The organism is Achromobacter sp. UBA2119 (assembly GCF_002331005.1).
Classification (GTDB): Bacteria; Pseudomonadota; Gammaproteobacteria; order Burkholderiales; family Burkholderiaceae_B; genus Achromobacter; species Achromobacter animicus.
The window spans coordinates 596810-621071 of sequence record NZ_DCYD01000019.1 but is presented as its reverse complement, the minus strand read 5'-3'; the positions used below and the strand labels follow the sequence as shown (position 1 = coordinate 621071).

Annotated in this window: 23 protein-coding genes; 12 read left to right on the top strand and 11 right to left on the bottom strand. The window is 67.3% G+C overall.

Going from position 1 to position 24262, the window contains the following annotated elements; all coding sequences use genetic code 11:
• The first annotated feature begins 15 nt into the window (after positions 1–15).
• Positions 16–2622, top strand: coding sequence for an ATP-dependent chaperone ClpB (gene clpB / locus B3098_RS26405; RefSeq protein ID WP_175123530.1), 2607 nt, complete (start codon positions 16–18; stop codon positions 2620–2622).
• A gap of 112 nt (positions 2623–2734) precedes the next feature.
• On the opposite strand, the gene B3098_RS26400 is transcribed toward clpB, so the two are convergent.
• The gene (locus tag B3098_RS26400) at positions 2735–4399 is read right to left on the bottom strand and encodes an S-layer protein (protein ID WP_286900082.1); all 1665 of its coding nucleotides are present in this window, start codon (positions 4397–4399) and stop codon (positions 2735–2737) included.
• 136 nt (positions 4400–4535) lie between these two features.
• Complete coding sequence (locus B3098_RS26395; RefSeq protein WP_286900281.1) at positions 4536–5183, bottom strand: TetR/AcrR family transcriptional regulator; 648 nt, start codon at positions 5181–5183, stop codon at positions 4536–4538.
• A 161-nt stretch (positions 5184–5344) separates the two neighbouring features.
• Here B3098_RS26395 and B3098_RS26390 point away from each other — a divergent pair, with 161 nt between their 5' ends.
• The 3 genes from B3098_RS26390 to B3098_RS26380 are packed head-to-tail and all read left to right on the top strand — an operon-like array spanning position 5345 to position 7903.
• The gene (locus tag B3098_RS26390) at positions 5345–6556 is read left to right on the top strand and encodes a Tm-1-like ATP-binding domain-containing protein (RefSeq protein WP_286900080.1); all 1212 of its coding nucleotides are present in this window, start codon (positions 5345–5347) and stop codon (positions 6554–6556) included.
• A 12-nt stretch (positions 6557–6568) separates the two neighbouring features.
• Positions 6569–7399 carry a phosphoenolpyruvate hydrolase family protein gene (locus tag B3098_RS26385; RefSeq protein ID WP_286900079.1) on the top strand — a complete coding sequence of 277 codons (831 nt, stop codon included), beginning with the start codon at positions 6569–6571 and terminating at the stop codon, positions 7397–7399.
• Positions 7400–7456: 57 nt separating this feature from the next.
• A complete protein-coding gene (locus B3098_RS26380; RefSeq protein WP_286900077.1) occupies positions 7457–7903 on the top strand; it encodes an SRPBCC family protein in 447 nt (148 codons plus the stop codon).
• Positions 7904–7953: 50 nt separating this feature from the next.
• Here the strand turns inward: B3098_RS26380 and B3098_RS26375 are convergent, their stop codons facing one another.
• Positions 7954–8919 carry a LysR family transcriptional regulator gene (locus tag B3098_RS26375; protein ID WP_286900076.1) on the bottom strand — a complete coding sequence of 322 codons (966 nt, stop codon included), beginning with the start codon at positions 8917–8919 and terminating at the stop codon, positions 7954–7956.
• Positions 8920–9008: 89 nt separating this feature from the next.
• On the opposite strand from B3098_RS26375, the gene B3098_RS26370 reads away from it, so the two are divergent.
• Together B3098_RS26370 and B3098_RS26365 are read left to right on the top strand one after the other, a co-directional pair.
• Positions 9009–10466 carry an N-acyl-D-amino-acid deacylase family protein gene (locus B3098_RS26370; protein WP_286900073.1) on the top strand — a complete coding sequence of 486 codons (1458 nt, stop codon included), beginning with the start codon at positions 9009–9011 and terminating at the stop codon, positions 10464–10466.
• A gap of 28 nt (positions 10467–10494) precedes the next feature.
• Positions 10495–11454 (top strand): tripartite tricarboxylate transporter substrate binding protein BugE, encoded by a 960-nt coding sequence (locus B3098_RS26365; RefSeq protein WP_175123523.1) that lies wholly within the window; start codon positions 10495–10497, stop codon positions 11452–11454.
• Positions 11455–11484: 30 nt separating this feature from the next.
• Here the strand turns inward: B3098_RS26365 and B3098_RS26360 are convergent, their stop codons facing one another.
• The 5 genes from B3098_RS26360 to B3098_RS26340 all read right to left on the bottom strand — a co-directional run bounded on the left by B3098_RS26360 (position 11485) and on the right by B3098_RS26340 (position 15932).
• Complete coding sequence (locus B3098_RS26360) at positions 11485–12861, bottom strand: sulfite reductase subunit alpha (protein WP_414631316.1); 1377 nt, start codon at positions 12859–12861, stop codon at positions 11485–11487.
• A 6-nt stretch (positions 12862–12867) separates the two neighbouring features.
• Positions 12868–13884: an FAD:protein FMN transferase gene (locus tag B3098_RS26355; RefSeq protein WP_414631315.1), complete on the bottom strand. Its 1017-nt coding sequence runs from the start codon at positions 13882–13884 to the stop codon at positions 12868–12870.
• Between the two features lie 15 nt (positions 13885–13899).
• Positions 13900–14700 (bottom strand): DUF4198 domain-containing protein, encoded by an 801-nt coding sequence (locus B3098_RS26350; RefSeq protein ID WP_175123521.1) that lies wholly within the window; start codon positions 14698–14700, stop codon positions 13900–13902.
• A 62-nt stretch (positions 14701–14762) separates the two neighbouring features.
• Positions 14763–15278, bottom strand: coding sequence for a DUF2271 domain-containing protein (locus B3098_RS26345; protein WP_056562769.1), 516 nt, complete (start codon positions 15276–15278; stop codon positions 14763–14765).
• 27 nt (positions 15279–15305) lie between these two features.
• Positions 15306–15932: a PepSY-associated TM helix domain-containing protein gene (locus B3098_RS26340; protein ID WP_286900066.1), complete on the bottom strand. Its 627-nt coding sequence runs from the start codon at positions 15930–15932 to the stop codon at positions 15306–15308.
• A gap of 202 nt (positions 15933–16134) precedes the next feature.
• Between B3098_RS26340 and B3098_RS26335 the strand changes: the two genes are divergently transcribed.
• A complete protein-coding gene (locus tag B3098_RS26335) occupies positions 16135–16689 on the top strand; it encodes an HdeD family acid-resistance protein (RefSeq protein WP_056562763.1) in 555 nt (184 codons plus the stop codon).
• Positions 16690–16694: 5 nt separating this feature from the next.
• Complete coding sequence (locus B3098_RS26330; RefSeq protein WP_175123518.1) at positions 16695–17087, top strand: fluoride efflux transporter CrcB; 393 nt, start codon at positions 16695–16697, stop codon at positions 17085–17087.
• 81 nt (positions 17088–17168) lie between these two features.
• On the opposite strand, the gene B3098_RS26325 is transcribed toward B3098_RS26330, so the two are convergent.
• The 3 genes from B3098_RS26325 to B3098_RS26315 form a co-directional block, all read right to left on the bottom strand.
• Complete coding sequence (locus B3098_RS26325) at positions 17169–17957, bottom strand: GntR family transcriptional regulator (protein ID WP_218344710.1); 789 nt, start codon at positions 17955–17957, stop codon at positions 17169–17171.
• A gap of 21 nt (positions 17958–17978) precedes the next feature.
• On the bottom strand, positions 17979–18944 hold the full coding sequence (locus B3098_RS26320) for a Bug family tripartite tricarboxylate transporter substrate binding protein (protein ID WP_286900063.1): 966 nt from the start codon (positions 18942–18944) through the stop codon (positions 17979–17981).
• 89 nt (positions 18945–19033) lie between these two features.
• Positions 19034–19927 carry a LysR family transcriptional regulator gene (locus tag B3098_RS26315; RefSeq protein ID WP_218344711.1) on the bottom strand — a complete coding sequence of 298 codons (894 nt, stop codon included), beginning with the start codon at positions 19925–19927 and terminating at the stop codon, positions 19034–19036.
• A gap of 85 nt (positions 19928–20012) precedes the next feature.
• Here B3098_RS26315 and B3098_RS26310 point away from each other — a divergent pair, with 85 nt between their 5' ends.
• The 4 genes from B3098_RS26310 to B3098_RS26295 all read left to right on the top strand — a co-directional run bounded on the left by B3098_RS26310 (position 20013) and on the right by B3098_RS26295 (position 24227).
• Entirely contained in the window at positions 20013–20858 is an 846-nt protein-coding gene (locus B3098_RS26310; protein ID WP_286900061.1) for an HpcH/HpaI aldolase/citrate lyase family protein, read from the top strand.
• A 49-nt stretch (positions 20859–20907) separates the two neighbouring features.
• Positions 20908–22116, top strand: a complete 1209-nt coding sequence (locus B3098_RS26305; RefSeq protein WP_175138440.1) for a CaiB/BaiF CoA transferase family protein — start codon at positions 20908–20910, stop codon at positions 22114–22116.
• 54 nt (positions 22117–22170) lie between these two features.
• Positions 22171–23175 (top strand): cyclase family protein, encoded by a 1005-nt coding sequence (locus B3098_RS26300; protein ID WP_286900059.1) that lies wholly within the window; start codon positions 22171–22173, stop codon positions 23173–23175.
• A gap of 65 nt (positions 23176–23240) precedes the next feature.
• Positions 23241–24227 carry a Bug family tripartite tricarboxylate transporter substrate binding protein gene (locus tag B3098_RS26295; RefSeq protein WP_175123512.1) on the top strand — a complete coding sequence of 329 codons (987 nt, stop codon included), beginning with the start codon at positions 23241–23243 and terminating at the stop codon, positions 24225–24227.
• Positions 24228–24262: the final 35 nt, after the last annotated feature.

Here is a 24262-nt window from a genome sequence, read left to right as displayed (position 1 = left end):
GCCAATACGACCATTATGCGATTCGACAAACTGACGACCAAGTTTCAACAAGCGTTGGCAGACGCCCAAAGTCTGGCCGCCCGCAACGACCACCCCTATATCGAACCTGTCCACGTGCTGTCCGCCCTGTTGTCGGATTCCGACAGCGGCGCGGGCAGTTTGCTGGCGCGTGCCGGTGTGGCGGTCAACCGACTGGGCCCGGCCCTGGAGTCCGCCTTGAAGGGCTTGCCGCAGGTGCAGGGCGAAGACAACGTGCAGGTGGGCCGCGACCTGCAGGGCGTGCTGACCCGTACCGACAAGGAAGCCTCCCGCCGCGGTGACACCTATATCGCCAGCGAACTCTTCCTGCTCGCGCTGGCCGACGACAAGGGTGAAGCCGGCCGCATTCTGCGCGACGCGGGCCTGCAGAAAAAGGCCCTGGAAGCGGCGATCGACGCCGTGCGCGGCGGCGAGAACGTGTCGGGCGCGGAAGGCGAAGCCAACCGCGAAGCCCTTTCCAAGTACACGCTGGACCTGACCGAGCGCGCCCGCCAGGGCAAGCTGGATCCGGTCATCGGCCGCGACGACGAAATCCGCCGCACCATCCAGATCCTGCAGCGCCGGACCAAGAACAATCCCGTGCTGATCGGCGAACCCGGCGTCGGCAAGACCGCCATCGTCGAAGGCCTGGCGCAGCGCATCGTCAACGACGAAGTGCCCGAGACCCTGCGCGGCAAGCGCGTGCTGTCGCTGGACCTGGCGGCGCTGCTGGCGGGCGCCAAGTTCCGCGGCGAGTTCGAAGAACGCCTTAAGGCCGTGCTGAAAGAGCTGGGCCAGGACGACGGCCGCAACATCGTGTTCATCGACGAGCTGCACACCATGGTGGGTGCGGGCAAGGCCGAAGGCGCGATGGATGCGGGCAACATGCTCAAGCCGGCGCTCGCGCGCGGCGAGCTGCACTGCATCGGCGCCACCACGCTGGACGAATACCGCAAGTACATCGAGAAAGACGCGGCGCTTGAGCGGCGCTTCCAGAAGGTGCTGGTCGACGAGCCCGACGTGGAATCCACCATCGCCATCCTGCGCGGCCTGCAAGAGCGTTACGAAATCCACCACGGCGTCGAGATCACCGACCCGGCCATCGTCGCGGCCGCCGAGCTGTCGCATCGCTACATCACCGACCGCTTCCTGCCCGACAAGGCCATCGACCTGATCGACGAAGCCGGCGCGCGCATCCGCATGGAAATCGACTCCAAGCCGGAAGTGATGGACAAGCTGGACCGCCGCATCATCCAGCTCAAGATCGAGCGCGAGGCCGTCAAGAAGGAAACGGACGACGCCTCCAAGCGCCGCCTGGGCGTCATCGAGGACGAGCTGCAAAAGCTGCAGCGCGAATACAACGACTTCGAGGAAATCTGGAAGGCCGAGAAGGCCGCGGTGCAAGGCACGCAAGCCATCAAGGAAGAGATCGACAGCGTCCGCGCCGAAATGGCGGAACTGCAACGCAAGGGCCAATTCGACAAGCTGGCCGAGCTGCAATACGGCAAGCTGCCGGATCTTGAGGCACGTCTGAAGGCCGCCGAGGTGGGCGCTGCCGAGGCCGCCGAAAACGCCGAAGGCGACGAATCGCGTCCGCGCCTGTTGCGCACGCGTGTCGGCGCCGAGGAAATCGCCGAAGTCGTGTCGCGCGCCACCGGCATTCCGGTGTCGAAGATGATGCAGGGCGAACGCGAAAAGCTGCTGCACATGGAAGAGTTCCTGCACAAGCGCGTGGTGGGTCAGGACGAGGCCGTGCGCCTCGTGTCCGACGCCATCCGCCGTTCGCGTGCGGGGCTGGCGGATCCGGCGCGGCCGTATGGCTCGTTCCTGTTCCTGGGCCCCACCGGCGTGGGCAAGACCGAGCTGACGCGTGCGCTGGCTGAGTTCCTGTTCGACTCTGAAGAGCACATGATCCGCATCGACATGAGCGAGTTCATGGAGAAGCATTCGGTGGCGCGGCTGATCGGCGCGCCGCCCGGATACGTGGGCTACGAAGAGGGCGGCTACCTGACCGAGGCCGTGCGGCGCAAGCCCTACAGCGTGGTGCTGCTCGATGAAGTCGAAAAAGCGCACCCGGACGTGTTCAACGTGCTGCTGCAAGTGCTGGACGACGGCCGCCTGACCGATGGCCAGGGCCGCACCGTCGATTTCCGCAACACGGTGATCGTCATGACGTCGAACCTGGGTTCGCACCATATCCAGACGCTGGCTGGCCAGCCGTACGACGTGGTCAAGGAAGTGGTGTGGGATGAACTGAAGCAGACGCTGCGGCCTGAATTCCTGAACCGCATCGACGAAGTGGTGGTGTTCCATGGCCTGGAAGCGCAGCACATCGAGTCCATCGCCCGCATCCAGCTTCGCCGTCTGGGCGAGCGCCTGGAAAAGCAGGAGATGCGGCTGGAAGTGACGGAACCGGCCCTGGCCGAACTGGCCCGCTCCGGCTTCGATCCGGTGTTTGGCGCGCGCCCCTTGAAGCGTGCGATCCAGCAGCAGATCGAGAACCCGGTGGCGCGTCTGATCCTGGAAGGCAGGTTCGGTCCGCGCGACGTGGTCCCGGTGGATTGGCAGGATGGCCAGTTCGTCTTCACCCGCACGTTGCAGTGATCGCGCTGCAATAAGCAGAATGCCCGGCGCGTAGCCGGGCATTTTTTTGTCTGCGCCGTAGCGCCGCAGCGCCGCCGCGCCGAACAGATCGGCGCGGCGCTGGGCAATCACATCACTTCGCGACCGTCACGAACACCGGGTTCGAGTAGAACCACAGATCGTTGTAGTTGCGGGCGTTGATGGCGTTGAAGCGCGCCGCGTTGTCGGCAAAATCGACCTTGGCGTCCGGCAGCGGTTCGCCCGCCGCGGTTTCGCCTGCCACGTCCACGCCAAGATTGGTGCCGCGCAGGCGCAGGTATTGGCTCTTGTCGGCTTTGATCGTGGTCGTGATGACGTTGTAGCCATCTTCGTCGACCTTCCAGTCGGCCTTGGTGAAGCGGGCCAGCACGCGCGTCGTGGGGTTGGTGTCGGCGTCGTATTCCGGGGTGCCGGGTGCGGCGCGTTCGGTCACGTCGCCGACGATCAGGTCCACGTGGTTGACGGTGGGCTTGACGTAGGTGGGGTTGCCGCTTTCGATCGGGTACTCGTAGTTGTTGCGCTCGGGGCTGCGGAAGCGGATCGTGACCTCGACGGTTTCACCCTTGGCCGCCTGCAGTTCGCCGCCCATGTGCACGGCGCCAGCCGCGCCCTTGGCCTGGAAGTCCAGCGCGTCGATCAGGTCGCCGAAGACGCCGAACATACGGCCGCTTTTCAGGCCCGTGACCACGGCCGCCATGTCGTCGCCGTCCTTCCAGACGTACGTCTTCGAATATTCGCCGGGCGCGTAGCCGCTGCTGTACAGACCCTGGCTCGTGCGGAAGTGGTAGTCCGAATCGGCCACGTTCCAGATGCGTCGGCCTTCGCCCAGCAGCGCGTCCCACGTGCCGCCCAGGTGCGCGACCAGGTAATCGGTGCCGCCGTACGTGCGGTTGGGCAGGAAGGCGTTGGTGTAGGCGGTGGCGTAGCCGCCACGGTCCGGTTCCATCTGGTTGCCGACCATGCCCTCGATCGCGAAGAAGACGCTCGGGGCCAGGTCATTCATCTCGCGCAGCTGGGCGATGGTGTACTTGCCCGCGTAGCGCGACGGGTGGTTCAGCAGCATGTAGCTGTCGGGGTACTTGTCGCGCAGCCACTTCAGCGCGGCCAGCGAGTCGGCGTGCGTGGTGAACGCGCGCGTTTCGCCGGACAGGCGCGAGACCAGCAGCGGGTCGAACAGGTTGGGATCACGGTTGGTGAACAGGTACTCGAACTCGGCCACGGCCTCCAGCGACTTGGGCGACTGCGGATCGTTGTAGCCGATGCCGATGTTCACGTGGTCATGCGTGGGCATGTCCCATTCGAACGACGAGAAGATGATCTTGCCGGCGTAGCGGCCCGCGGCCTGCGCCTGCTTGATGTAGGGCACTTCGTACTGCGCCATGCCTTGCGAGAACGGGATCGATCCGCCGGGCAGGTTGACGCCGGTATGGTCGCGGGCGGACAGGCGCAGATGGTTCGAGATGGCGGCCCAGTCCAGCTTGTAGCGGTCGAACGCCTGATCCAGCGCGCTTTCCAGGCTGACCTGCGCGTCGTCCGACTGGAACGTGTGCACGTGCAGATCGCCCGTGGACCACGCACCCGTTTCGACCGGCTTGGGTTGCTCTGCGGGCGGCGTCGGGTCGGTCACGACGGGCGGCGTCGGCTCAGGGGTGACCACCTCGTCATCGTCATCGCTGCCACCGCAAGCGCTCAGCAGGGTCAGGCAAGCCAGCGACAAGGGCATGATGGCTCGCCGCAGGCGGGATACTTCGAACTGCATCTACAACACTCCAACGTCATGTCGGCATGCAACGCGCATGCCGCAAAGCGCGCAACTATGCGGGCGGGGAATGACGTGGGAATGACAGTGGCGCGCCGGATGTCGTTTTCCGTGCGCCTGGCGTTGCCTTTAGCAGCTATTTTTTCGCCGTTCGGGCTTCGGCCAGCGCCTGCGTGATGATGGCGTTCGCGGTCCAGCGCACCACATCGGTGACCTCGGGCAGGTCGAGCTTCCAGATGTCCTTGAGCACCAGGAACACCTCGGTGCCGTACACCAGCGACAGCGCCTGCGCGACGCGGTCCTGCTGCGCCGGCGTCAGGTCGGCGGCCAGGGGTGCGATGGCGCGCCTGAGGATGTCGACGCGGTGGCCGCGCACCAGTTGGGGCTCGGCGCCGGCCTTGCCTGCGCTGGCCTGCGCATGCTGTTGCAGCGACACCTGAATGGCAGCGCGCAGCGGCGCCTCGTGCGCCGCCAGCCGCGGATACGCAAAGCGCAACAGCTCGTCGACGCGCGCCGCCGCGTCGGGCGCATCGGAATTCCACGCGAGGATGGGGCCCAGGCTTTCGTCCACCACGGCGGCGATCAGCGCGCTCTGGCTGGGAAAGTAGCGGTAGGCGGTGGCGCGCGAGACTTGCGCGTGTTCGGCCAGCTCGGCGACCGAGGGCGTGACGCCTTGCGCCATCAATTGCTGGGCGGCGTCGAGCAGGGTCTTGCGCATCCGTGCGCGCGGCCCGTGCGGGGGTTCGCCGCTGGCGGCTGCCTGCGGGCTGGCGGGGGCGATCAGCTTCGTGCCGGCCGCTGCCGAGGACGCCTTGCGGGCGGGGGATTCGGATTGACGTGAGACAGGTGTCTCAGTATGATTCTTTCGTCTCATTTCTGGATTCTACGGGCCTTTGGCCTCACATATCGAGGCGCGCACGCAGTGTAGCCGCCCGCGGAGGAGTCATGACGCATACCAAGCAGCGGGTCTTTGTCGCCGCGACCTACGACACCAAGGGCCACGAGGCCGGCTACGTGGCGGATCTGCTCCGGCGCGAGGGGCTGGACGTGGTGTCGGTGGATGTCTCGACCTCGGGCGCGCCCAGCGCCGCGCAGGTCTCGGCGCAAGAGGTCGCGCGCAACCACCCGGACGGCGCCGCGGCCGTCTTCACGGGCGATCGGGGCACGGCGATTGCGGCCATGGCTCTTGCGTTCGAGCGCTACGCCGCCGGCAACGCGGAAATCGGCGCGCTGCTGGGCCTGGGCGGCTCGGGTGGCACGGCGCTCATCACGCCGGCCATGCGCGCGCTGCCCATCGGCACGCCCAAGGTGATGGTGTCCACGATGGCGTCCGGCAATGTCGCGCCTTATGTGGGGCCGTCGGACATCGCGATGATGTATTCCGTGACCGACGTGGCGGGCCTGAACCGCATTTCGCGCCGCGTGCTGGCCAATGCGGCCGGCGCGATCGGCGGTGCGTTCCGCCAGTCGTCGGCCGCGGCGGCTGACGATGGCCGGCCGGCGGTAGGCATCACCATGTTCGGCGTCACCACCGCCTGCGTGCAGCAGGTCACGCCGCTTCTGGAATCGCAATTCGACTGCCTGGTGTTCCATGCCACTGGCACGGGCGGGCAGTCGATGGAAAAGCTGCTGGACAGCCGCCTGCTTGCCGGTGTGCTGGACCTGACCACGACTGAGGTCTGCGACCTGCTGTTCGGCGGCGTGCTGGCCTGCACCGATGACCGCTTTGGCGCGGTGGCGCGCACGGGCGCGCCCTATGTCGGGTCGTGCGGCGCGCTGGACATGGTGAACTTCGGCGCGATGGACACCGTGCCCGAACGCTACCGCGCCCGACGCTTCTATCCCCACAACCCCCAGGTCACGCTGATGCGCACGACCGCAGAGGAAAACACGCGGCAGGGCGAATGGATCGCCGACCGGCTGAACCGTTGCGACGGCCCGGTGCGCTTCCTGATTCCCGAGGGCGGCGTGTCCGCGCTGGATGCGCCGGGCCAGGCGTTCTGGGATTCCGAGGCCGACGCGGCGCTGTTTGCCGCGCTGGAGGCCAACCTCCGGCAGACGGCGGACCGCCGCCTGATCCGCGTGCCTTGCCACATCAACGATCCGCTGTTCGCCAGGACGGCGGTCGACCACTTTCTTGAAATTGCCGCACATTGAAGGACTGCCGCCATGCCGCGTTTTGACCGTAACGAACTGCTGGACAAGTTTCGCGCCATGATGCGCGCGCGTACGCCCATCGTGGGTGGCGGGGCGGGCACCGGGCTGTCGGCCAAGTGCGAGGAAGCGGGCGGCATCGACCTCATCGTGATCTACAACTCGGGCCGCTACCGCATGGCGGGCCGCGGCTCGCTCGCGGGCCTGCTGGCCTACGGCAACGCGAACGAGATCGTCGTGGACATGGGCCGCGAAGTGCTGCCGGTGGTCAAGAAGACGCCGGTGCTGGCCGGCGTGAACGGCACCGATCCGTTCTGCGACTTCGACGTGTTCCTGGACGACCTGAAACGGCAGGGCTTTGCCGGCGTGCAGAACTTTCCCACTGTCGGCCTCATCGACGGCAACTTCCGCGCCAATCTTGAAGAGACCGGCATGGGCTATGCGCTGGAAGTCGACATGATCCGTCTGGCGCATCAAAAGGGCATGCTGACGACGCCGTACGTCTTCAACGAGGACGACGCCGTGGCCATGGCCCGCGCGGGGGCTGACATCATCGTGGCGCACATGGGGCTGACCACCGGCGGGTCCATTGGCGCTGAAACGGCGCTGACGCTGGATGATTGCGTGGGCGCCATCGACCGTATTGCCGAGGCCGCGCTGGCGGTGCGCCCGGATATCATCGTGCTGTGCCACGGCGGCCCGATCGCGACGCCCGACGATGCGGCCCACGTGCTGCGCGCGTGCAAGCATTGCCACGGCTTCTATGGCGCCAGCTCGATGGAACGCCTGCCGACCGAACAGGCCCTGACGGCCGCCACGCGCGAATTCAAGAACCTGACCTTCTGATCCCCATCGCCGCAGTTTTCGGCTTATTCGACACGCATTGCGTATAACGGAGCCCGTATGCCGCATACCGTACACATCACCGCTGTCGTCCACGCGCCATTGAACAAGGTCTGGCCGCTGTTCCGGGATTTCAACGGCCTGGCAGGCTGGCATCCCGGCGTCGCGGAGAGCCGGCTGGAAGCGGGCGGCCGCCATGACGTCGTGGGCTCGGTGCGGCATCTGACGCTCAAGCCTTCCGGCTTCGTGCGGGAGCAGCTTTTGATGCTGGACGATCCCAATACCGAGCTGCGGTATTCGATCATCGAGACGGATCTTCCGATGCGCGATTATGTCGCGGGCGTGTCGCTGCATCCGGTCACCGAGGGCGGCGGCACGCTGGTGCAATGGTGGGCCGATTTCCGCGTCGAGGGGGCAGCGTTAAACGATGTGGCTGCGGCGGTCGGGCAGAACGTGTTCGCGGCGGGATTGGCCGCGTTGGACGAGAAGCTGCGCGCGGGTGTCTGACACCCGATCGCAGGGGCGGCGCCGGTCAGCACGCGCGTAACACCGCGCACCTAGTGTTTCTGCCGTGTGGCGGACAGGCGGCGGCAGCCTGCGGGAAGCGGGGCCGTGCGCAGGTAGTCGTGGATCGATGCGATCAACGCCTGCGCGGCCGGGCTCAGCGGGTATTCCTTGTTGCGGATGACGCATAGCGTGCGCACCACCGTGGGCCGGGCCAGCAGCGCGTAGGCCAGCCCTGGCTCCATCACGCGTTGCGCGGCCAGCGCCGGCAGCAGCGCGACGCCCATGCCTGCCTTGACCAGCGCGGCCTGCGACGTGGTGCTCGATGCTTCATAGAACGGCGCCGCCGCCTCGATGGGCAGGTCGGCGCGGGCGCGCAGCAGGGCCATGATGCCCGTTTCATCCACCACCCCAACCAGCTTGCGGCCGGTCAGGTCGGACCAGCGCATGGCGCCGTCGCGCCCCGGGCGCAGCGTGGCGTCGTCCTGGCGGTAAAGCACACCGAAGCGGTCTTCGAGCAAGGCGTCGAATTGGAGGCCGGGGGCGTCGGCCCAGCGGCTGGTCAGGCCGAAATCGACCTCGCGCGCGGCCACTTTGCGTTGGATGCGGCCGGAGTTGTCGTCGCTGAGATAAAGCCGCACCGCCGGATACTGCGCCGCGAACACGGCGGCGGCGGGCGCGATGAGCTGCGTGATGGCCGACGGCGCCGCCGCCACGCCCACCCGTCCGCGTTCCAGCGCGCCAAAGCGCACCACGTCTTCGATCACGCCATCAAAATCCGCCAGCAGCCGCATGACGCGCGGCAGGAATTCCTCGCCGGCCGGCGTCAGCAGCACGCGCCGGCTGGTGCGCGCAAAGAGCTGGGTGCCCAGCGCGTCTTCAAGCTGGCGAACCAGGCTGGTGACGGACGACTGCGTCTGGAACAGGCGTTTGGCGGCATGCGTGAAGCTGGACTCCTGGGCTACCGCCACAAAGGCGGTCAGGTGCTTCAAGGTGACGTGCTTGGGCAGGCGATGCATTTCAAAACGCGATAGATGGATCAATAAAAACAATTTTTCCAGATTGATCGCGCGGACGATACTAGGTCCTTCACCAAGGCAGGAACACCATGCAGGAGACTTTGGATCTGATCATCGAAGGCGGCTGGCTCATCGACGGGCTGGGCGGTCCGCGCAGGCGCGCCGATGTAGGCGTGGCGGGCGAACGCATTGCGGCGATCGGGGACCTGTCGAAGGTGCCAGCGGCCACGCGCGTGAACGTCGCGGGCAAGATTGTGGCGCCCGGCTTCATCGATGTGCACGGTCACGACGACCTGATGTTTGTGGAAAAGCCCGATCTGGCGTGGAAGACGAGCCAGGGCATCACCTCGGTTGTCGTGGGCAATTGCGGCGTCAGCGGTGCGCCCGCACCGCTGCCGGGCAACACCGCGGCGGCGCTGGCGCTACTGGGCGAGACGCCGCTCTTTGCCAGCATGACGCACTACTTCGACGAGCTGCGCGAGCGTCAGCCCGTCATCAATGTGGCCGCGCTGGTGGGCCACGCCAACCTGCGTCTTGCCGCAATGCGCGATCCGGCGGCCCAGCCCACGCCCGACGAACAAGCCGCCATGCAGCAGATGCTGGCCGACGCGCTGGACGCGGGCGCCGTGGGCTTCAGCACGGGTCTGGCCTATCAGCCGGGCGGGGTGGCGCAGCCGCCTGAACTGGAAGGGTTGGCCCGCGTGGCGGCGGCGCGCGGCGCGATGCATACCAGCCACATCCGCAACGAGGGCGACGCGGTCGAGGCGGCCGTCGACGAGGTGCTGACCATCGGCCGCAACACCGGCTGCGCCACCGTGCTGTCGCATCACAAGTGCATGATGCCGCGCAACTGGGGCAAAAGCGCCGCCACGCTGGCCAACATCGACCGTGCCCGTGCCGAGGGCGTGGACGTGGCTTTGGACATCTACCCGTATCCCGGCAGTTCCACCATCCTGATCCCGGAGCGCGCCGACACCATCGACGACATCCGCATCACGTGGTCGACGCCGCACCCCGAATGCAACGGCGAGTACCTGAGCGACATTGCGGCGCGCTGGGGCTGCGACAAGACCACGGCGGCCGAACGCCTGTGCCCGGCCGGGGCGATCTATTTCGCGATGGACGAGAACGAGGTCCGCCGCATCTTTCAGCACGAATGCTGCATGGTTGGGTCCGATGGCCTGCCCAATGACGCGCATCCGCATCCCCGGCTGTGGGGCAGCTTCACGCGCGTGCTGGGGCGCTACGTGCGCGAGGCGCAGCTTGTCACGCTGGAGGCGGCGGTGGCCAAGATGACCGCGCTGCCGGCCCGCGTCTTCGGGCTGGCGGAACGTGGCCGGATTGCCGTGGGCGCGTGGGCGGACATTGTGGTGTTCGATGCCGATACGGTGATCGATCGCGCCACCTGGGAAGCGCCGACGCTCGCGTCTGCCGGTGTGGAGCACGTGCTGGTCAATGGCACGCCGGTTTTTCCGGCCACGGCAGACACCCCACGGCCCGGCCGCATTCTTCGCCGCGATCAGGCCGCGGCCCAACCCCTTCCATAACAACAGCCGTACCAGGAGACCCAACATCATGATCCGCAAGACTTGCGCCGCCCTGGCGCTGGCCGCCGCGCTGCCGGCCGCTCACGCCGCCTTTCCCGACCGCCCCATCACGCTGATCGTGCCGTTCCCGGCGGGCGGTCCCACGGACATCGTCGGCCGCGTGGCCGCGGCCAAGGCAGGCGAAATTCTGGGCCAGCAGATCGTCGTAGAGAACCGCACGGGCGCGTCGGGCACCATCGGCATGACGGCCACCGCGCGCGCCAAGCCGGACGGCTACACCGTGGGCCTGGCCACCGTCAGCACGCACGGCACGGCGCCGCACCTGTTTCCCAACCTGGCCTATGACCCGGTCAAGGACTTCACGCCCATCAGCAACCTGGTGACCAGCCCCAACATCCTCAGCGTGAATCCGAACTTCCCGGCCAAGACGCTGGCCGAGTTCGTGACCCACGTGCGCGCCAATCCGGGCAAGGACGGCTACGCGAACGCGGGTGCGGGCGGCGTGAACGACCTGGGCATGATCTGGTTCCTGCAGATCATCGGCGGCAAGATGAACAGCATTTCCTATCGCGGTTCGGCGCCGGCGCTGACCGACACGGTGGGCGGCGTGGTGCCGGTGATTTTCGACAACTTTCCGTCGTCGCTGCCGTACGTCAAGAGCAATCACCTGAAACCCCTGGCGATTACTGGAACGGCGCGCAATCCGCGACTGCCGGACGTGCCGACCTTTGCCGAGCAGGGCTACAAGGATTACGACGTGACGGCCTGGTACGGCGTGGTGGGGCCGGCCAACATGCCGGCCGATGTGCGCGACAAGCTGGCGGATGCCTTTGCGCGTGCGGTGCGCGATCCGGCGACCGCGGCAAAGATGGAAGAGACCGGCGCGTTCCCGCTGGGCAACACGCCGGCGCAGTTTGGTGAGCAGATCAGCACGGAACGCGATCGCTGGAAGACCGTGATCGAGCGCGCGCAGATCAAGCTGCAGTAAGGACTCGGGAAACGCGGGCCGCGTGCGTCGTCAGTACACGTCGCGCCGGTAGCGGCCCGCATGCTGCAGGGCCTGCAGGCGGTCCGCGCCCAGGATGTCCTGCAGCGCGGCTTCCACGCCGCCCGCCATCCCTTGCAGGCTGCCGCAGACATACACGGCGGCGCCGGCATCCACCCAGGCACGCACGGCGTCCGCCTGGTCGCGCAGGCAGTGCTGCACATAGCGGCGCTCAGGCTGGTCGCGTGAAAACACCGCATCCACGCGTTCCAATGTGCCGTCTTGCCGCCAGGCGTCGATCTCATCGCGGCAGAACGCGTCGCAAGCGGCGTTGCGCTCGCCGAAGACCAGCCAGTTGCGGCGGTGGCCGGCAGCGCGGCGCGCTTTGATCAGCGCGCGCAGGCCCGCAAGGCCGGTGCCGTTGCCGATCAGAATCAGCGGGCGGTCGTCAGCCGGCGGGTGGAAATTTCGGTTCGTGCGTACACGCAAGGCGATCTCGTCGCCGGTCTGCGCAATGTGCGTGAGCCAGCCGCTGCCCAGACCCAGCGCGCCGTCGGCGCCTTGCATCTGGCGCACCAGCAGCTGGATGGCGCCGTCAGCGGGCAGCGAAGCGATGGAGTATTCACGATGCGCCTCCAGCGCGCCGCCGCGTTCGCGCCGGGGGCCGATTTCGGCGATGTCGCCCGCCTGCCATGCTGCCGTGCTCTCGGGCGGCGGCGACAACGTCAGCAGATAGCAAGGGCCGCCCTGGCTGCCGGGATTTAGCAGTTCCCGGCCCGCCAGGCGCCAAGTGTCGTAGACGGGCGCTTCCCAATCGGGCAAATCGCTGCGGCCGGCCAGCAGGCCCAGATGATGCTGCCAGTGGCGTAGCGCGGCCGCGTCGTCGTTGTCGACCTCGACCAGATCGAACAACGGCGTCGCGCCTTGCGCGTGCAGCCAGTCGTTCAACCGGTGGCCAAAGCCGCAGAACTGCGCGTACTCGCTGTCGCCGAGCGCCAGGACGGCATATTGCGCACCGGCCAGCGCGGCGCCCTGTGGCGTCTGTTGCATCTGGCCGGCAAACGCCGCGGCCGCATCGGGCGGATCGCCCTCGCCGTAGGTGCTGACGACAAACAGCATGCGCCGGCAGGCGGCCAGACGTTGAAGGTCCAGTTGGTCCAGCGAGGCGACGCGCACGGTCAGACCGCCGGCGCGCAGAGATTCCGCAGTCTGCATGGCCAGCGACTCGGCGTAGCCGGTCTGGCTGGCGTAGGCCACCAGCACGGCGTCTTCGGGCGCGGGTGCGCTCAGCGCCTGCAGCGCCAGCGCGTGTTGCGCATGCTGGCGGCGGGCGCGTTGCCAGGCCCACAGGCACAGCAGCAGCCAGGTCAGCACCACGCACGTTGCCGCGATCAATCGGGTGTGCAACATGGGCATTCAGGTTGCCAGGGCCAGGGCTTCAAACTGCGGGGTGGCGACGACGCGCCAGGCGTCTTCGCCGCGCACGATGAACAGCGCGGCGAGGCCATGGCGGCGCGCATAGGCCAGCCCCTCGGCTTCGCCCAGCACCGTCAGCACGGTGGCCAGCGCGTCGGCCTGCATGCAGATGGGGTGCAGCACGGTTACCGAGGCGACCGCGTTGCGTACCGGGTGGCCGGTGCGCGGGTCGATCGTGTGGGCGTAGCGCGCATCGCCGTCGCCGGCGTGGCGCCGGTAGTCGCCCGACGTGGCGATGCTGCAGTTGTGCAGCGGCAAGGCCAGCGCATGGTCGTCGCTGGCGTCGGGGACTTCAATGGCCACGCGCCAGGATTGTCCGTCGGGACGCTTGCCGCGGGCGCGCAACTCGCCGCCGACTTCGACCAGGTAATCGGTGATGCCCAAGGCATCGAGCGCCATCGCCGCGCGGTCCACGCCGTACCCCTTGGCGATGGACGACAGGTCCAGATAGACGCCGCCGGGCTGCCAGGCCGCGCGGCGGTCTTGGTCCAGCGGCACGCGCCGCCAGCCGCAACGATCAAGCGCGGTCTGGATGGCGGCCGGAGAGGGCGGTTCAAAGGCGCGCTGGTGCGGCCCGAAACCCCAGGCATTGACCAGCGGCCCGACGGTGGGGTCGTAGGCGCCGCCGCTGTCCTCGGCCAGCATCAGCGCATGATGCAGCACATGGAAAAACTCGGGCGGCAGCGTCTGCCAGCCGGACTCGGCGCGGTTGTAGCGCGTGATGTCCGAGTCTGCTTCCCAGGTGCTCATTTGCGCGACGACCTGGTCCAGCGCGGCCTGGATGCCTTGCCGTGCTGACGCTTCGGTCACGCCCGCCGGCAGCGCCAGGCGCGCGGACCAAGTGGTGCCCATGGTGGCGCCGGCCAACGCGGCCGGGCGCGCTGGCATGGCGCCATAGGCGACGCGAACGGCCGGGGCCGCCGCGTTGCGCGGTGCGAAGGAAGGAGAGGTCGCCACGCGCGCGCCTGTGCCTTACGGTTGCAGCACTTCGACGGTGCCGGCGTACGACAGGCGGCGCTTCTTGGCCTGCGGCACGGTGACCTTGGCGTCTTCCATGCCGGCTTCGATCCAGTACAGACCGGGCTGCGGCCACTTCACCGAGAACTTGCCGTCCTTGTCGGTCTTGATCTGGATTTCGCCGACCTTGTCGCGATAACGGCTGCCGCCCGGCACGACGTTCACGTCCAGGTCGGCGGCGGGCTTGCCGTCCAGCAGCATCTGGAACGTGGCCGCTTCGTCCGTGAAGAGGTCGTTCGGGTGCGTCACGGGCGCCAGCTCCAGGCCACGGCCCACGGGCTTGACGGCCGAGGGCTTGCCGGCGGTGACGAAGGTCTCGACGCGGCCCAGGCTTTGCGAGACTTCAAGCTCGTCGGCCTTGGCCGGCACGGCCTGCGCCATGCCTTCCACCTTGCCGAAGTAGCGCTTGTTCTTGCCGTCTTCCTTCCAGCGCGCGAACACGCCGTCGTTGACCACGGCAACGCGGTAGGTGCCGGCTTGTTTCAACTGCAGGTCGAACGTGCTGCGCAGCTTGCCGCGGTTGATGTTCTCGGCTTCGGCGGCATTGCCGTCCGGCGCGGTGACGGTCAGGCCGTCCAGGCGCAGCGGCGCGTGGTTGAAGTAGAACTTGTCGTTGCCGACCGCGGCGTCCACGGTGATCCAGCTGTCGGTGCCGGACAGCACCGTCGAGGAGGGCACGATCCAGACGTCATGGGCGTGAGCGGCAAAGGGCAGGCACAGCGCCAGGGCGGCGGCCAGTTTGGCGGCGGATTTCATCGTTGCGTTCCTTGCGTTTCTTGCGTTGCTTGCGTTGCTAAAGGGGCTGGTCACGAGGCCGGTCAGGGTTTGAGGTCGAGCGCGATGGCGCCCAGTTCGTGTTCGCCGCGCGCGCTCAGTTGCTCGGCCTTTTGCGGCGGCCATTGGAAGGGGATGCGCACCAGTTCGCGGCCGCCCACTTCGCGCGCGGCTTCGACCACCACCGCGTACTGGCCGGGCTTGAGCTGCGCGAGCGGCTTGCTGGCCGCGTCAAACGACAGCGCGTGCTTGCCCACGGGCTTGGTCGCGCCGCTGACGCCGTCCACCGGGAACTGCTGGTTGCGGCCGCTGCGGCGCCACCACTGGCGCATGTCTTTGAGCCACTCGGTGCCTTCGTTGTTCTTCTTGGCCACGTCGTACCAGACGGCCAGGTCGGTGGCGACGCTCTGGTCGGGGTTCTCGATCCAGATCGCCACGTACGGGCGGTGGTATTCGGCCACGTCCAGACGCGGCACCTCGATGGACAGGCCGATGTCTGCGGCATGGGCCGTTCGGGCGATCAGGCCGGCGAGCAGCGCCGGCAACAGCAATTTGCGCATGGAAATCTCCAGGGCGTATCGATGGAATCAGTGAATGAAAAGCAGCGCCAGCACCAGCGGAATCACGACGCCCAGTCCCACCATGGGCCAGGTTGCGCTGCGGTTGCCGGCGTGCATCTTGAGCAGCACCAGTCCGGTCAGCGAGAACACCAGACAGGCGACGGCAAAGATGTCCAGGAACCAGCTCCACGCCAGACCCGTATTGCGGCCCTTGTGCAGGTCGTTCAGGTACGAGATCCAGCCACGGTCGGTGCGCTCGTATTCGATGTCGCCGCTGGCGCGGTCGATGGACAGCCAGGCGTCGCCGCCCGCGCGGGGCAGCGACAGGTAGACCTCGTCGGGCGACCACTCGGCGGTCTTGCCGGCTGTCGAGGCGTCCAGCGTCTCGTCCAGCCAGGCGGCGACCGAGGCGGGCAGGGGCGCCTTTTTTGCCGCGGGCGCGGCGGCGAGCTGCTGGAGCTGGGATTCAGGCAGACGGGCCTCGCGGCTGGTCACCACGGCCTTCGATTCGATGTGTGACGCGTTGTTCAGCGTCAGCCCCGTCACCGCGAACAACAGCATGCCCAGCAGGCAGAGCGCAGAACTGATCCAGTGCCACTGATGCAGTGTCTTGAGCCAGTAGGCGCGGCGGCGGGGAACGGGTTGGGTGTCCATGGAATGTCGGGCAGGAAGCGGCCGGATTCTAGCATTTAATGAGAATTACTCTTAAAAAAGCGCGGCCTTTTCGCGCACGAAAATTTCAATCGATTTCGGCGGAAAGCGCCTTATTTGCCGAAGCTGAATGCAGGCTGAACGGATGCGCCTGCCGGCCAGCGGGACTAAGATAGGCCACCCTTTGCAAACACCGGAGGTCGTCATGCTGCAACAGCAAGTCGTGGATCAAATCGGTCGTCATTGGGGATGGGTGGCGCTTCGCGGCGTCGTTGCCATCCTGTTCGGGTTCATGGCCATGTTCATGCCGGCCATCACCTTGTCGGCGCTGGTGCTGGTGTGGGGCGCTTTCGCGCTGGTGGACGGGGTGCTGGCGCTGATCGCCGGATTCCGCATCCGGGACAACGGCAAACCGCTGTGGGCGCTGATCATCGTGGGCCTGCTGGGCGTGGCGGCGGGTATCGTCACCTTTCTGTGGCCGGGGCTGACCGCGCTGATCCTGCTCTACATCATCGCGATCTGGGCGATCGTCGCAGGCGTCTTCCAGATCATTGCCGCCGTGCGCTTTCGCAAGGCCATCCGCAACGAATGGCTGCTGGGCCTTTCCGGGCTGGTGTCGGTGGCCTTCGGCGCCATGCTGGTCATGCAGCCGGGCGCGGGTGCGCTGGCGCTGGTGTGGGTGATCGGGATCTATGCCGTGTTCTTCGGCATACTGCTGCTGGTCTTTTCCCTGCGTCTCAAACAACACGGCACCGTCTGACCTCCATGTCCGCCTATCAAACGCTGGTTCCCCTGAATTTCCTGGCCGTGGGCCTGGGCGCGATCCTTGGCGCGTGGTCCCGCTGGCTGGTCGGTCTGTGGCTGAATGCGGGCTCGTGGCCGTGGGGCACACTGGCGGTCAATCTGGCCGGCGGGTATCTGGTAGGCGTGGTGCTGGCGCTGGTGGCCGGGCATCCCGAGTGGCCCGCCTGGGTGCGGCTTGGGGCCATCACCGGTTTCATGGGCGGGCTGACCACGTTCTCGACCTTCTCGGCCGAGACCGTCGCGATGCTGGAGCGTGGCGCGTATGTCAGCGCGCTGGGCTATGCCGGTTTCAGTCTGGCCGGGTCGCTGGCGCTGACGGCGGCGGGGCTGGCCACGGTCAGTCTGCTGCGCTAGGCACGTTGACGCATGTGCTTTAGCGGCGATTGAAGCTGCGGGCGTGCCGCCGCCATTGACGTCTTGCGCGTGCCGCGCCGATCAGGCCCCGTCTGCACGCGTGGCGACCGCCGCGGGCAGCCACGTCGGCTGGCCGGGCATGTCGTGCGCCTGCATGTTCATGCGGTATTCGTAGCGGTCTGGCCGGTAGCGGGCATGCAACCACTCTACCGGCCGCCCGGACTCGTCGCGCACCACACGGTGCAAGCTGAGCAGGGCCGAACCCACCGGCACCTCCAGCAATTCGGCGATGCCGGGCTCGGCCAGCACGGCTGAAATCGACTGTTCGGCCCGCGCCACGCGCACGCCCAGGTCGCGGAAGATGGCCAAGAGCGGTTTGGCGTCCAGATCCTGGCGGCGGATGCGCTGGCCGATGTCATCCGGCACAAACGTGGTCAAGTAGGAAAACGGCTGGCCTTCGTGGCTGCGCACGCGCACGGCGCGCTGCACGGGTGCGCCGGGCGGCAGTTCCAGGCGCGCCGCCACTGGCGGCGGGGCGGGCGCGGTTTCCAGTTCAAGCAGGCGCACCTGCGTGTGCATGCCCATGCGGGCCAGGTGCGCCATCAGCGCATCGATACCCGCACCGTGCTGCGGGCCCGGAAACTGCGCCGGCGGGGCCGCGAACGTGCCGCGCCCCTGCCGCCGCTCGATGAGGCCATCGGCCGCCAGCGCATCGAGCGAGCGCCGTATCGTCAGCCGGGACACGCCGTATTCGGCGGCCAGCGCGTTTTCGCCGGGCATCGCCCTGTCCGTGGCGAACCCGCCTGCTTCAAGCCGTTGCTTCAGCAACAGATAGACCTTGTGATAAAGCGGCAGCGGGCTGTCGGGCACGGAGGGGCTCCTGGTTGACGTTCAGTCGACGGTCGCGCCGGTGAACTTGACGATCTCGGCATAGCGCGCGATGTCCTCGCGCACGAAGACGCCCAGTTCCTCGGGGCTGCTGCTGACCGCGCTGGCGGCCTCGCCTTCGAGCAGCTTGCGGAACGATGGCGTGTCGACCGCCTTGCGCGCCGCGGCGTTCAGGGCCGCCAGCTTGTCGGCCGGCATCTTGGCCGGACCAAACAGCGCGAACCACGCGTTCGATTCGAAACCCTTGATGGTATCGCCGATGGGCGGCACGCCGGGAAACTGCGGCAGCGCCTGCGGACTGGTGACCCCCAGCGCCCGCAGTGCGCCGCTCTTGATGTGCGGCAGCGCGTTCAGCGAACTGGCGAACATCATGTCCACCTGACCGCCCAGCAGGTCGGTGATGGCCGGCGCCGTGCCCTTGTACGGCACGTTCAGGATGTCCAGGCCCGCCATCATCTTCATGCGTTCGCCGGCCATGTGCAGCGACGACCCGATCGCGCCCAGCGCCATCGTGTGCTTGCCGGGGCTGGCTTTGACCAGCGAGACGAACTCCGGCATGGTGCGCGCCGGAAAGTCCTTGCGCACGACCAGCACGCTGGGCACGTTGGCCAGCATGCTGATCGGCGTGAAATCGGCCACGGGGTCGAAGGGCAGGTTCCGGTACAGCGTGGCGTTGATGGAAAAGCTGGTGAAGGTGACCAGCAAGGTATTGCCGTCGGGATTGCTCTTGGCGACATAGTCGGCGGCGATGTTGCCGCCCGCGCCCGGCTTGTTCTCAACCACCACGGGGCGCTTCAAGTCCACTGCCATGTGCTGCGCGATGCTGCGCGCCACGGTGTCGGTGGTGCCGCCCGGCGGTGCGCCCACGACCAGCCTGATGGCGTCCGCCTGCGCGAGGGCGGGGGCGGTTGGCATGGCGAACGCCGCCAGCAGCGCGCAGCCCGCGGCGATCCGATGAAGTCCCGGCATGAGTTGTCTCCTGATATGTTGTATTGAGGACAATACAAGTATAGGAAGACGCTCCCGGGCACGCCAGATCGTTTCCCCGTAGAAAGGCGTCAATTGTCCGGCGCACCTGCCGCCTTCGCGTACTCCACGATGGCGATGTCCCGGAACGCCTGGATCAACGCCAGCCGCGGCGACACGCGCGACCAGATCAGTCCGAAGCGGCGCGGTTCGCAGTGCGCGGGCAGCGGCAGGGCGAGCAGACCCAGCCGTTCGATCGTGCCGTTGGTGGACCGGGGCAGGATCGCCACGCCCAGATCCCGGCTCACCATGACCGCAATCGATTCGATCGCGTTCAGCTCGAACCGGTCCCGCGGCGTGATGCCGACGCGGCGCAGATACTCGTCGACATGCCGCCCGCTCCAGTCGTTGCGCTGGTAGCGGATGAACGGCTCCGCGGTGAGCAGGCTGTGCGGATGACGGCCGGCGTGGCGCGGGGCCGCCGCCAGCACATAAGGTTCTTCGCGCAGCAACTGCCAGCCCAGGCTTTTGGACAGCGGATAGGGCGCTTCCAGCGCGATGGCCGCATCGAGTTCGCCGCTTTCAATGGCCGGATAGAAGCGGGCGCTGTGGCCGGGCTGGATCTCCACGCTGATCAGCGGATGGCGTCCAACCAGATGTTCAAGAATGGCCGGCACCATGGAGTTCAGCGCGGTGTTGCCGGCGCCCAGCCGAAGCTCGCCCATCATCTCGCCCGACCGCGCCAGGTAGCGGATCTTTTCGATCCGCTCCAGGACCTCGCGCATCGGTCCGATCAGTTCGATTGCCTTGGCCGTCAGGTGCACGGTGCGGCCGGCGCGCGCGACCAGTGGCACGCCCAGCTCCTGTTCCAGCTTGCGGATCTGCTGGGCGACGGCGCCGTGTGTCAGTCCCAGGCGGCGGGCGGCCTCGGCCATGGAGCCGTGCTGCGCCACGGCGGACAGCGTGTGGAGAAAGTCGGTGTTCATGATGATAGAGATTCTATCTTCTTATCGTATGGCGGCTTTCCCCTGGCGGCGTGCAGCGCGGTCACAATGCGGCCAGGAGACCACAATGAGAAGCAAGCTTTTCGTGCCGGCGTCACGCCCGGAACTATTCGACAAAGCCATGGCCAGCGCTGCCGATGCACTGTCCTTCGATCTGGAGGACGCGGTCGCGCCGCCTCGCAAGGCGGCTGCGCGTGCCGAGCTGGCCAGCTGGCTCGGGTCGCCCGCCTTTCAAACGGCGCAGGCTCAACATCCCAAGAAAATTATCGTTCGCGTCAATGCGTCGGACACCCCTTATTTCGCGGACGACCTGGACGCGCTGGGACGATCGCCGATCGACATGCTGAATCTGCCCAAGGTCGAGTCCGCCGACGCGCTGCGCGAGGCCGCGGACCGCGCCGGCCAGGCCGGTTTCGAGGGCGAGCTGCTGGTCACCGTTGAAACGCCGCTGGCGCTGGCCCGCGCGGCCGAGCTGGCGGCGGCGCACCCGCGCGTGGCAGGCCTGCAATTGGGGCTGGCCGACCTGTTCGAGCCCCTAGGCATCGACCGTTACCGGCCCGAGACCCTGCGCGCGGTGATGCTGGCGTTGCGGCTGGGCGCCGGTTCCGCGGGCAAGTACGCCATGGACGCCGCCTATGCCCGCGTGCGCGACGGCGAGGGCTTCCAGGCCGAGGCGCAACTGGCGCGCTCGCTGGGTTTCCTGGGCAAATCCTGCGTGCATCCCAGCCAGATCGCCATCGCCAACGAGGTCTTCGGATTCAGTGCCGAAGAGATCGATGCGGCCGAACGGATCGTCGCGGCAAGCCAGGCGCAGGAAGGGGTGGGCGCCTTTCTGCTGGACGGCAAGATGATCGACGCGCCCTTCGTGCGGCGCGCCCGCGACGTCCTGCTGGCCGCAGGACGCGCCGCCTGAAACGGCCTGCGCGAATTGCGGCCGAGCTTTTTATCGGATGAATTGCATGATGGAAATTGAAACCTCCGCTCAGTTGCCGCTGGCCGGCGTCAAGGTGCTGGACCTCAGCGCCTACATCGCGGGTCCGTACGGCTGCGCCTTGCTGGGCGACATGGGCGCCGACGTGATCAAGGTCGAGCCGCCCGAAGGCGACAACCTGCGCAAGTACCCGTCGACGCTGCCGGCCGAGAGCCGCGCCTTTCTCGGCATCAACCGCAACAAGCGCGGCCTGTGCCTCAATCTGAAAGACGAAGCGGGTTACGAGGTGCTGGTCAGGCTGGTGCGCGAGGCCGATGTGCTGGTCCACAATTTCCGCCCCGGCGTGCCGGAGCGCCTGCGCATCGACTTCGCCACGCTGGCCGCCATCAACCCGCGCCTGATCTATTGTGCGATGACGGGTTACGGCGCGGCCGGTCCGATGGCGCGCCACGCGGGCTACGACCAGGTGCTGCAGTCCATGACCGGCATGTGCGCGGCGCAGGCCAAGCCCGACGGCCCGCCCGAGGTGCTGTACGGATCGGTGGTCGACTACTACGGCGCCGCGCTGATCTCCAACAGCGTGTCCGCCGCGCTCTATCAGCGCGAGAAGACCGGGCGCGGGCAGGCCATCGAAGTGTCGCTGCTGGGCAGCGCGCTGGCCATGCAGTCCGCCCGCCTGGTCTGGGCCGAAGGCGAGCCGCGCCGCATCGAACGCGACATGCGCTCGGGCGGCATCACGGGCATCCATCCCACGCGCGAAGGCCATCTCTACATCTCGGCCAACACGCCGCATTTCTGGCGTGCGCTGTGCGATCACCTGGACCTGCAGGATCTGGCGGACCATCCCGACTACGACACCGTGAAAAAGCGCGCGGCGCAGGCGGCCGTGCTGATCCCGCTGGTGCGCGAGGCGCTGGCGCGCGCATCGGCCCGCGAATGGGCCGAGCGCTTCGGCCAGAGCGTGCCTTGCGCGGAGGTGCGGCCGGTCGAGGACATGTTCGACCACCCGCAGGTGGAGGCGATGGGATTCATGCGCCCGTATCACAGCGAGAAGGCGGGCAATTACCTCGGTCTGGCGCAATGGGCGCAGTTTGGCGGAGCCGCCGCGCAAGACGAAGCCAGTGCCGGCGCCGTGCGCGCCGCGCCGGGTCTGGGTGAACACAGTCGCACCATTCTGTCCGCCCTGGGATACACAACGAGCGAAATCGACCAATTGCTGCACACCTCCGTGGTGCAATAAGCAGTAACAACCAAGATAAGAATCGTCCGGCAAAAGGGCGAGGAGACAGGAATCATGAATCAAGCGCAACGCTATGTGCGCCGCCCGGACGGATCGAACTGGGGCGATTTCGGACACGATGACCAGCTGGGCACCCTCAACCACCTTGACGTCCAGGCGCGCCTGGCCGCGGTTGCCGAAATCCGCACCGGGATCTCGTTTTCGCTGAGCCTGCCGCTGACCGTGCCGCGCGCGCCGGTGCTGAATCCGCGCCGCAAGGGCCCGGTGATCCAGCCTGCCGAAAAAAACGGGGTGCCGGTCTACCGCTATCCGCTGGACCGCGACGTGCCGGGCGCCACCGATGTCATCAGCGACGACCGCGTCACGCTGTCGCCGCAATATTCCACGCAATGGGACGCGCTGGGGCACGTGGGCTCGATGTACGACGCCCATGGCACCGGCCAGCCGCAGCCCACCGGCTACAACGGTTTCGCCGTCAGCGAGCCCGCCACTGAGGGCTTTACCGGCACCCGCGACCTGTCCATTGAACCGATGGCGCGCCACGGCATCCAGGGACGCGGCGTCATGGTGGACCTGCGTGCCCATTTCGGTGATGCGCAGCGCAAGGTGTCCCACCGCGAGCTGATGGACGTGATGCGCGCCGATGGCGTGGAAGTCCGGCCGGGCGACGTGCTGTGCCTGCACACCGGGTTGGCCGACCTGGCGCTGACGCTGGGTGACGACGAGCAAGAGCGGCTCAAAACGAGCTGCTGCGTGCTGGACGGCGCCGATGCGGACCTCTTGGCGTGGATCAAGGACAGCCGGATCGCGGCCATCGCCGCCGACAACCACGCGGTCGAACTGCGCAACCATCACCTGGACACGGGCAAGGGCGCGCTGCTGCCCCTGCACGAGCAATGTCTGTTCAAGCTGGGCCTGCCGTTGGGCGAGCTCTGGCACCTGACCCCGCTGGCGCAATGGTTGCGCCAGCACGGCCGGCATGCCTTTTTCCTGACCGCGGCGCCCATGTACGTGCCCGGTCTGGTCGGCGCGCCGGTCAACCCCATCGCGACCGTCTGACGACGGCTCGCGCCACGACCCTTGACCGATCGAACATCCCCGCAGGGGAGACCCGAGGAGCACACATGAAGAAAACCCGTCGCACGGCCCTGGCCGCAATTCGTCCGCTGGCAGCCGCCATCGGTCTGGCCACCGCATTTGGCGCGGCGCACGCCGCCGGCTACCCCGAGCAGCCCATCACCGTGGTGGTGCCGTATTCCGCCGGCGGCGGCGCGGACAACGCCGCGCGCATCATCGCGCAAGGCATGGGCGAAGTCGCCGGCCAGAGCGTGGTGATCGAGAACAAGGGCGGCGCCAGCGGTTCCATCGGCGCGGCGTTCGTGGCGCGGGCCAAGCCCGACGGCTACACCGTGCTGTACGACGCGTCGTCCTTCTCGATCAATCCGGTGCTGCGCAAGCTGCCTTATGACGCCAAGAAGGACTTCGTTCCGGTCTCGCAGGCCGTCAGCGTGCCCAACATCCTGGTGGCCGCGCCTGGTTCCAGCTTCAACAACCTGCAGGACTTCATCGATGCCGCGCGCGCCAAGCCCGGCCGCCTGACGTTCGCGTCCTACGGACCGGGCAGCCTGGCCCAGATGGCCGCCGAGCTGCTCAAGAAGGATGCGAACCTGGATATGGTGCACGTGCCCTACAAGGGTGGCGCACCGGCCATCGTGGACGTCATGGGCGGTCAGGTCGACGTCTACTTTGCCAACGCCGCGTCCAGCCTGAACTACGTCACCGGCGGCAAGCTGAAGGCGCTGGCGGTCTCGTCGTCACAGCGCATGCCCGAACTGCCCAACGTGGCGACCGTGGGCGAAGCCGGCATCAAGAACTTCAACGTGGTCGAGTGGAACGGCTTCTTCCTGCCGGCCGGCGCCAGCCCCGAAGTGGTGGCCAAGCTGCAGGACCTGGTGCAAAAGGCGCTGGCGCGTCCTGATACCCGCGAGAAGCTCGCCAAGCTGGGCCTGACGCCGGTCGGCAGCAGCGCCGAGGACTTCGCCAAGTTTGTCGACGCGGAACAGACCCGCTGGGCCGAGGTCGTGAAAACCAATAACATCCAGGTGAATTGATCATCCGGGGGCGGGCGCGGCAACGTTTGCACGCG

What these genes read in the sequence shown, in the direction of transcription:
- clpB (WP_175123530.1), top strand. Translation starts at nt 16, where the DNA reads ATGCGATTCGACAAACTGACGACCAAGTTTCAACAAGCGTTGGCAGAC.
- B3098_RS26400 (WP_286900082.1), bottom strand. Translation starts at nt 4,399, where the DNA reads ATGCAGTTCGAAGTATCCCGCCTGCGGCGAGCCATCATGCCCTTGTCG.
- B3098_RS26390 (WP_286900080.1), top strand. Translation starts at nt 5,345, where the DNA reads ATGACGCATACCAAGCAGCGGGTCTTTGTCGCCGCGACCTACGACACC.
- B3098_RS26385 (WP_286900079.1), top strand. Translation starts at nt 6,569, where the DNA reads ATGCCGCGTTTTGACCGTAACGAACTGCTGGACAAGTTTCGCGCCATG.
- B3098_RS26380 (WP_286900077.1), top strand. Translation starts at nt 7,457, where the DNA reads ATGCCGCATACCGTACACATCACCGCTGTCGTCCACGCGCCATTGAAC.
- B3098_RS26375 (WP_286900076.1), bottom strand. Translation starts at nt 8,919, where the DNA reads ATGCATCGCCTGCCCAAGCACGTCACCTTGAAGCACCTGACCGCCTTT.
- B3098_RS26370 (WP_286900073.1), top strand. Translation starts at nt 9,009, where the DNA reads ATGCAGGAGACTTTGGATCTGATCATCGAAGGCGGCTGGCTCATCGAC.
- B3098_RS26365 (WP_175123523.1), top strand. Translation starts at nt 10,495, where the DNA reads ATGATCCGCAAGACTTGCGCCGCCCTGGCGCTGGCCGCCGCGCTGCCG.
- B3098_RS26360 (WP_414631316.1), bottom strand. Translation starts at nt 12,861, where the DNA reads ATGTTGCACACCCGATTGATCGCGGCAACGTGCGTGGTGCTGACCTGG.
- B3098_RS26350 (WP_175123521.1), bottom strand. Translation starts at nt 14,700, where the DNA reads ATGAAATCCGCCGCCAAACTGGCCGCCGCCCTGGCGCTGTGCCTGCCC.
- B3098_RS26345 (WP_056562769.1), bottom strand. Translation starts at nt 15,278, where the DNA reads ATGCGCAAATTGCTGTTGCCGGCGCTGCTCGCCGGCCTGATCGCCCGA.
- B3098_RS26340 (WP_286900066.1), bottom strand. Translation starts at nt 15,932, where the DNA reads ATGGACACCCAACCCGTTCCCCGCCGCCGCGCCTACTGGCTCAAGACA.
- B3098_RS26335 (WP_056562763.1), top strand. Translation starts at nt 16,135, where the DNA reads ATGCTGCAACAGCAAGTCGTGGATCAAATCGGTCGTCATTGGGGATGG.
- B3098_RS26330 (WP_175123518.1), top strand. Translation starts at nt 16,695, where the DNA reads ATGTCCGCCTATCAAACGCTGGTTCCCCTGAATTTCCTGGCCGTGGGC.
- B3098_RS26320 (WP_286900063.1), bottom strand. Translation starts at nt 18,944, where the DNA reads ATGCCGGGACTTCATCGGATCGCCGCGGGCTGCGCGCTGCTGGCGGCG.
- B3098_RS26315 (WP_218344711.1), bottom strand. Translation starts at nt 19,927, where the DNA reads ATGAACACCGACTTTCTCCACACGCTGTCCGCCGTGGCGCAGCACGGC.
- B3098_RS26310 (WP_286900061.1), top strand. Translation starts at nt 20,013, where the DNA reads ATGAGAAGCAAGCTTTTCGTGCCGGCGTCACGCCCGGAACTATTCGAC.
- B3098_RS26305 (WP_175138440.1), top strand. Translation starts at nt 20,908, where the DNA reads ATGGAAATTGAAACCTCCGCTCAGTTGCCGCTGGCCGGCGTCAAGGTG.
- B3098_RS26300 (WP_286900059.1), top strand. Translation starts at nt 22,171, where the DNA reads ATGAATCAAGCGCAACGCTATGTGCGCCGCCCGGACGGATCGAACTGG.
- B3098_RS26295 (WP_175123512.1), top strand. Translation starts at nt 23,241, where the DNA reads ATGAAGAAAACCCGTCGCACGGCCCTGGCCGCAATTCGTCCGCTGGCA.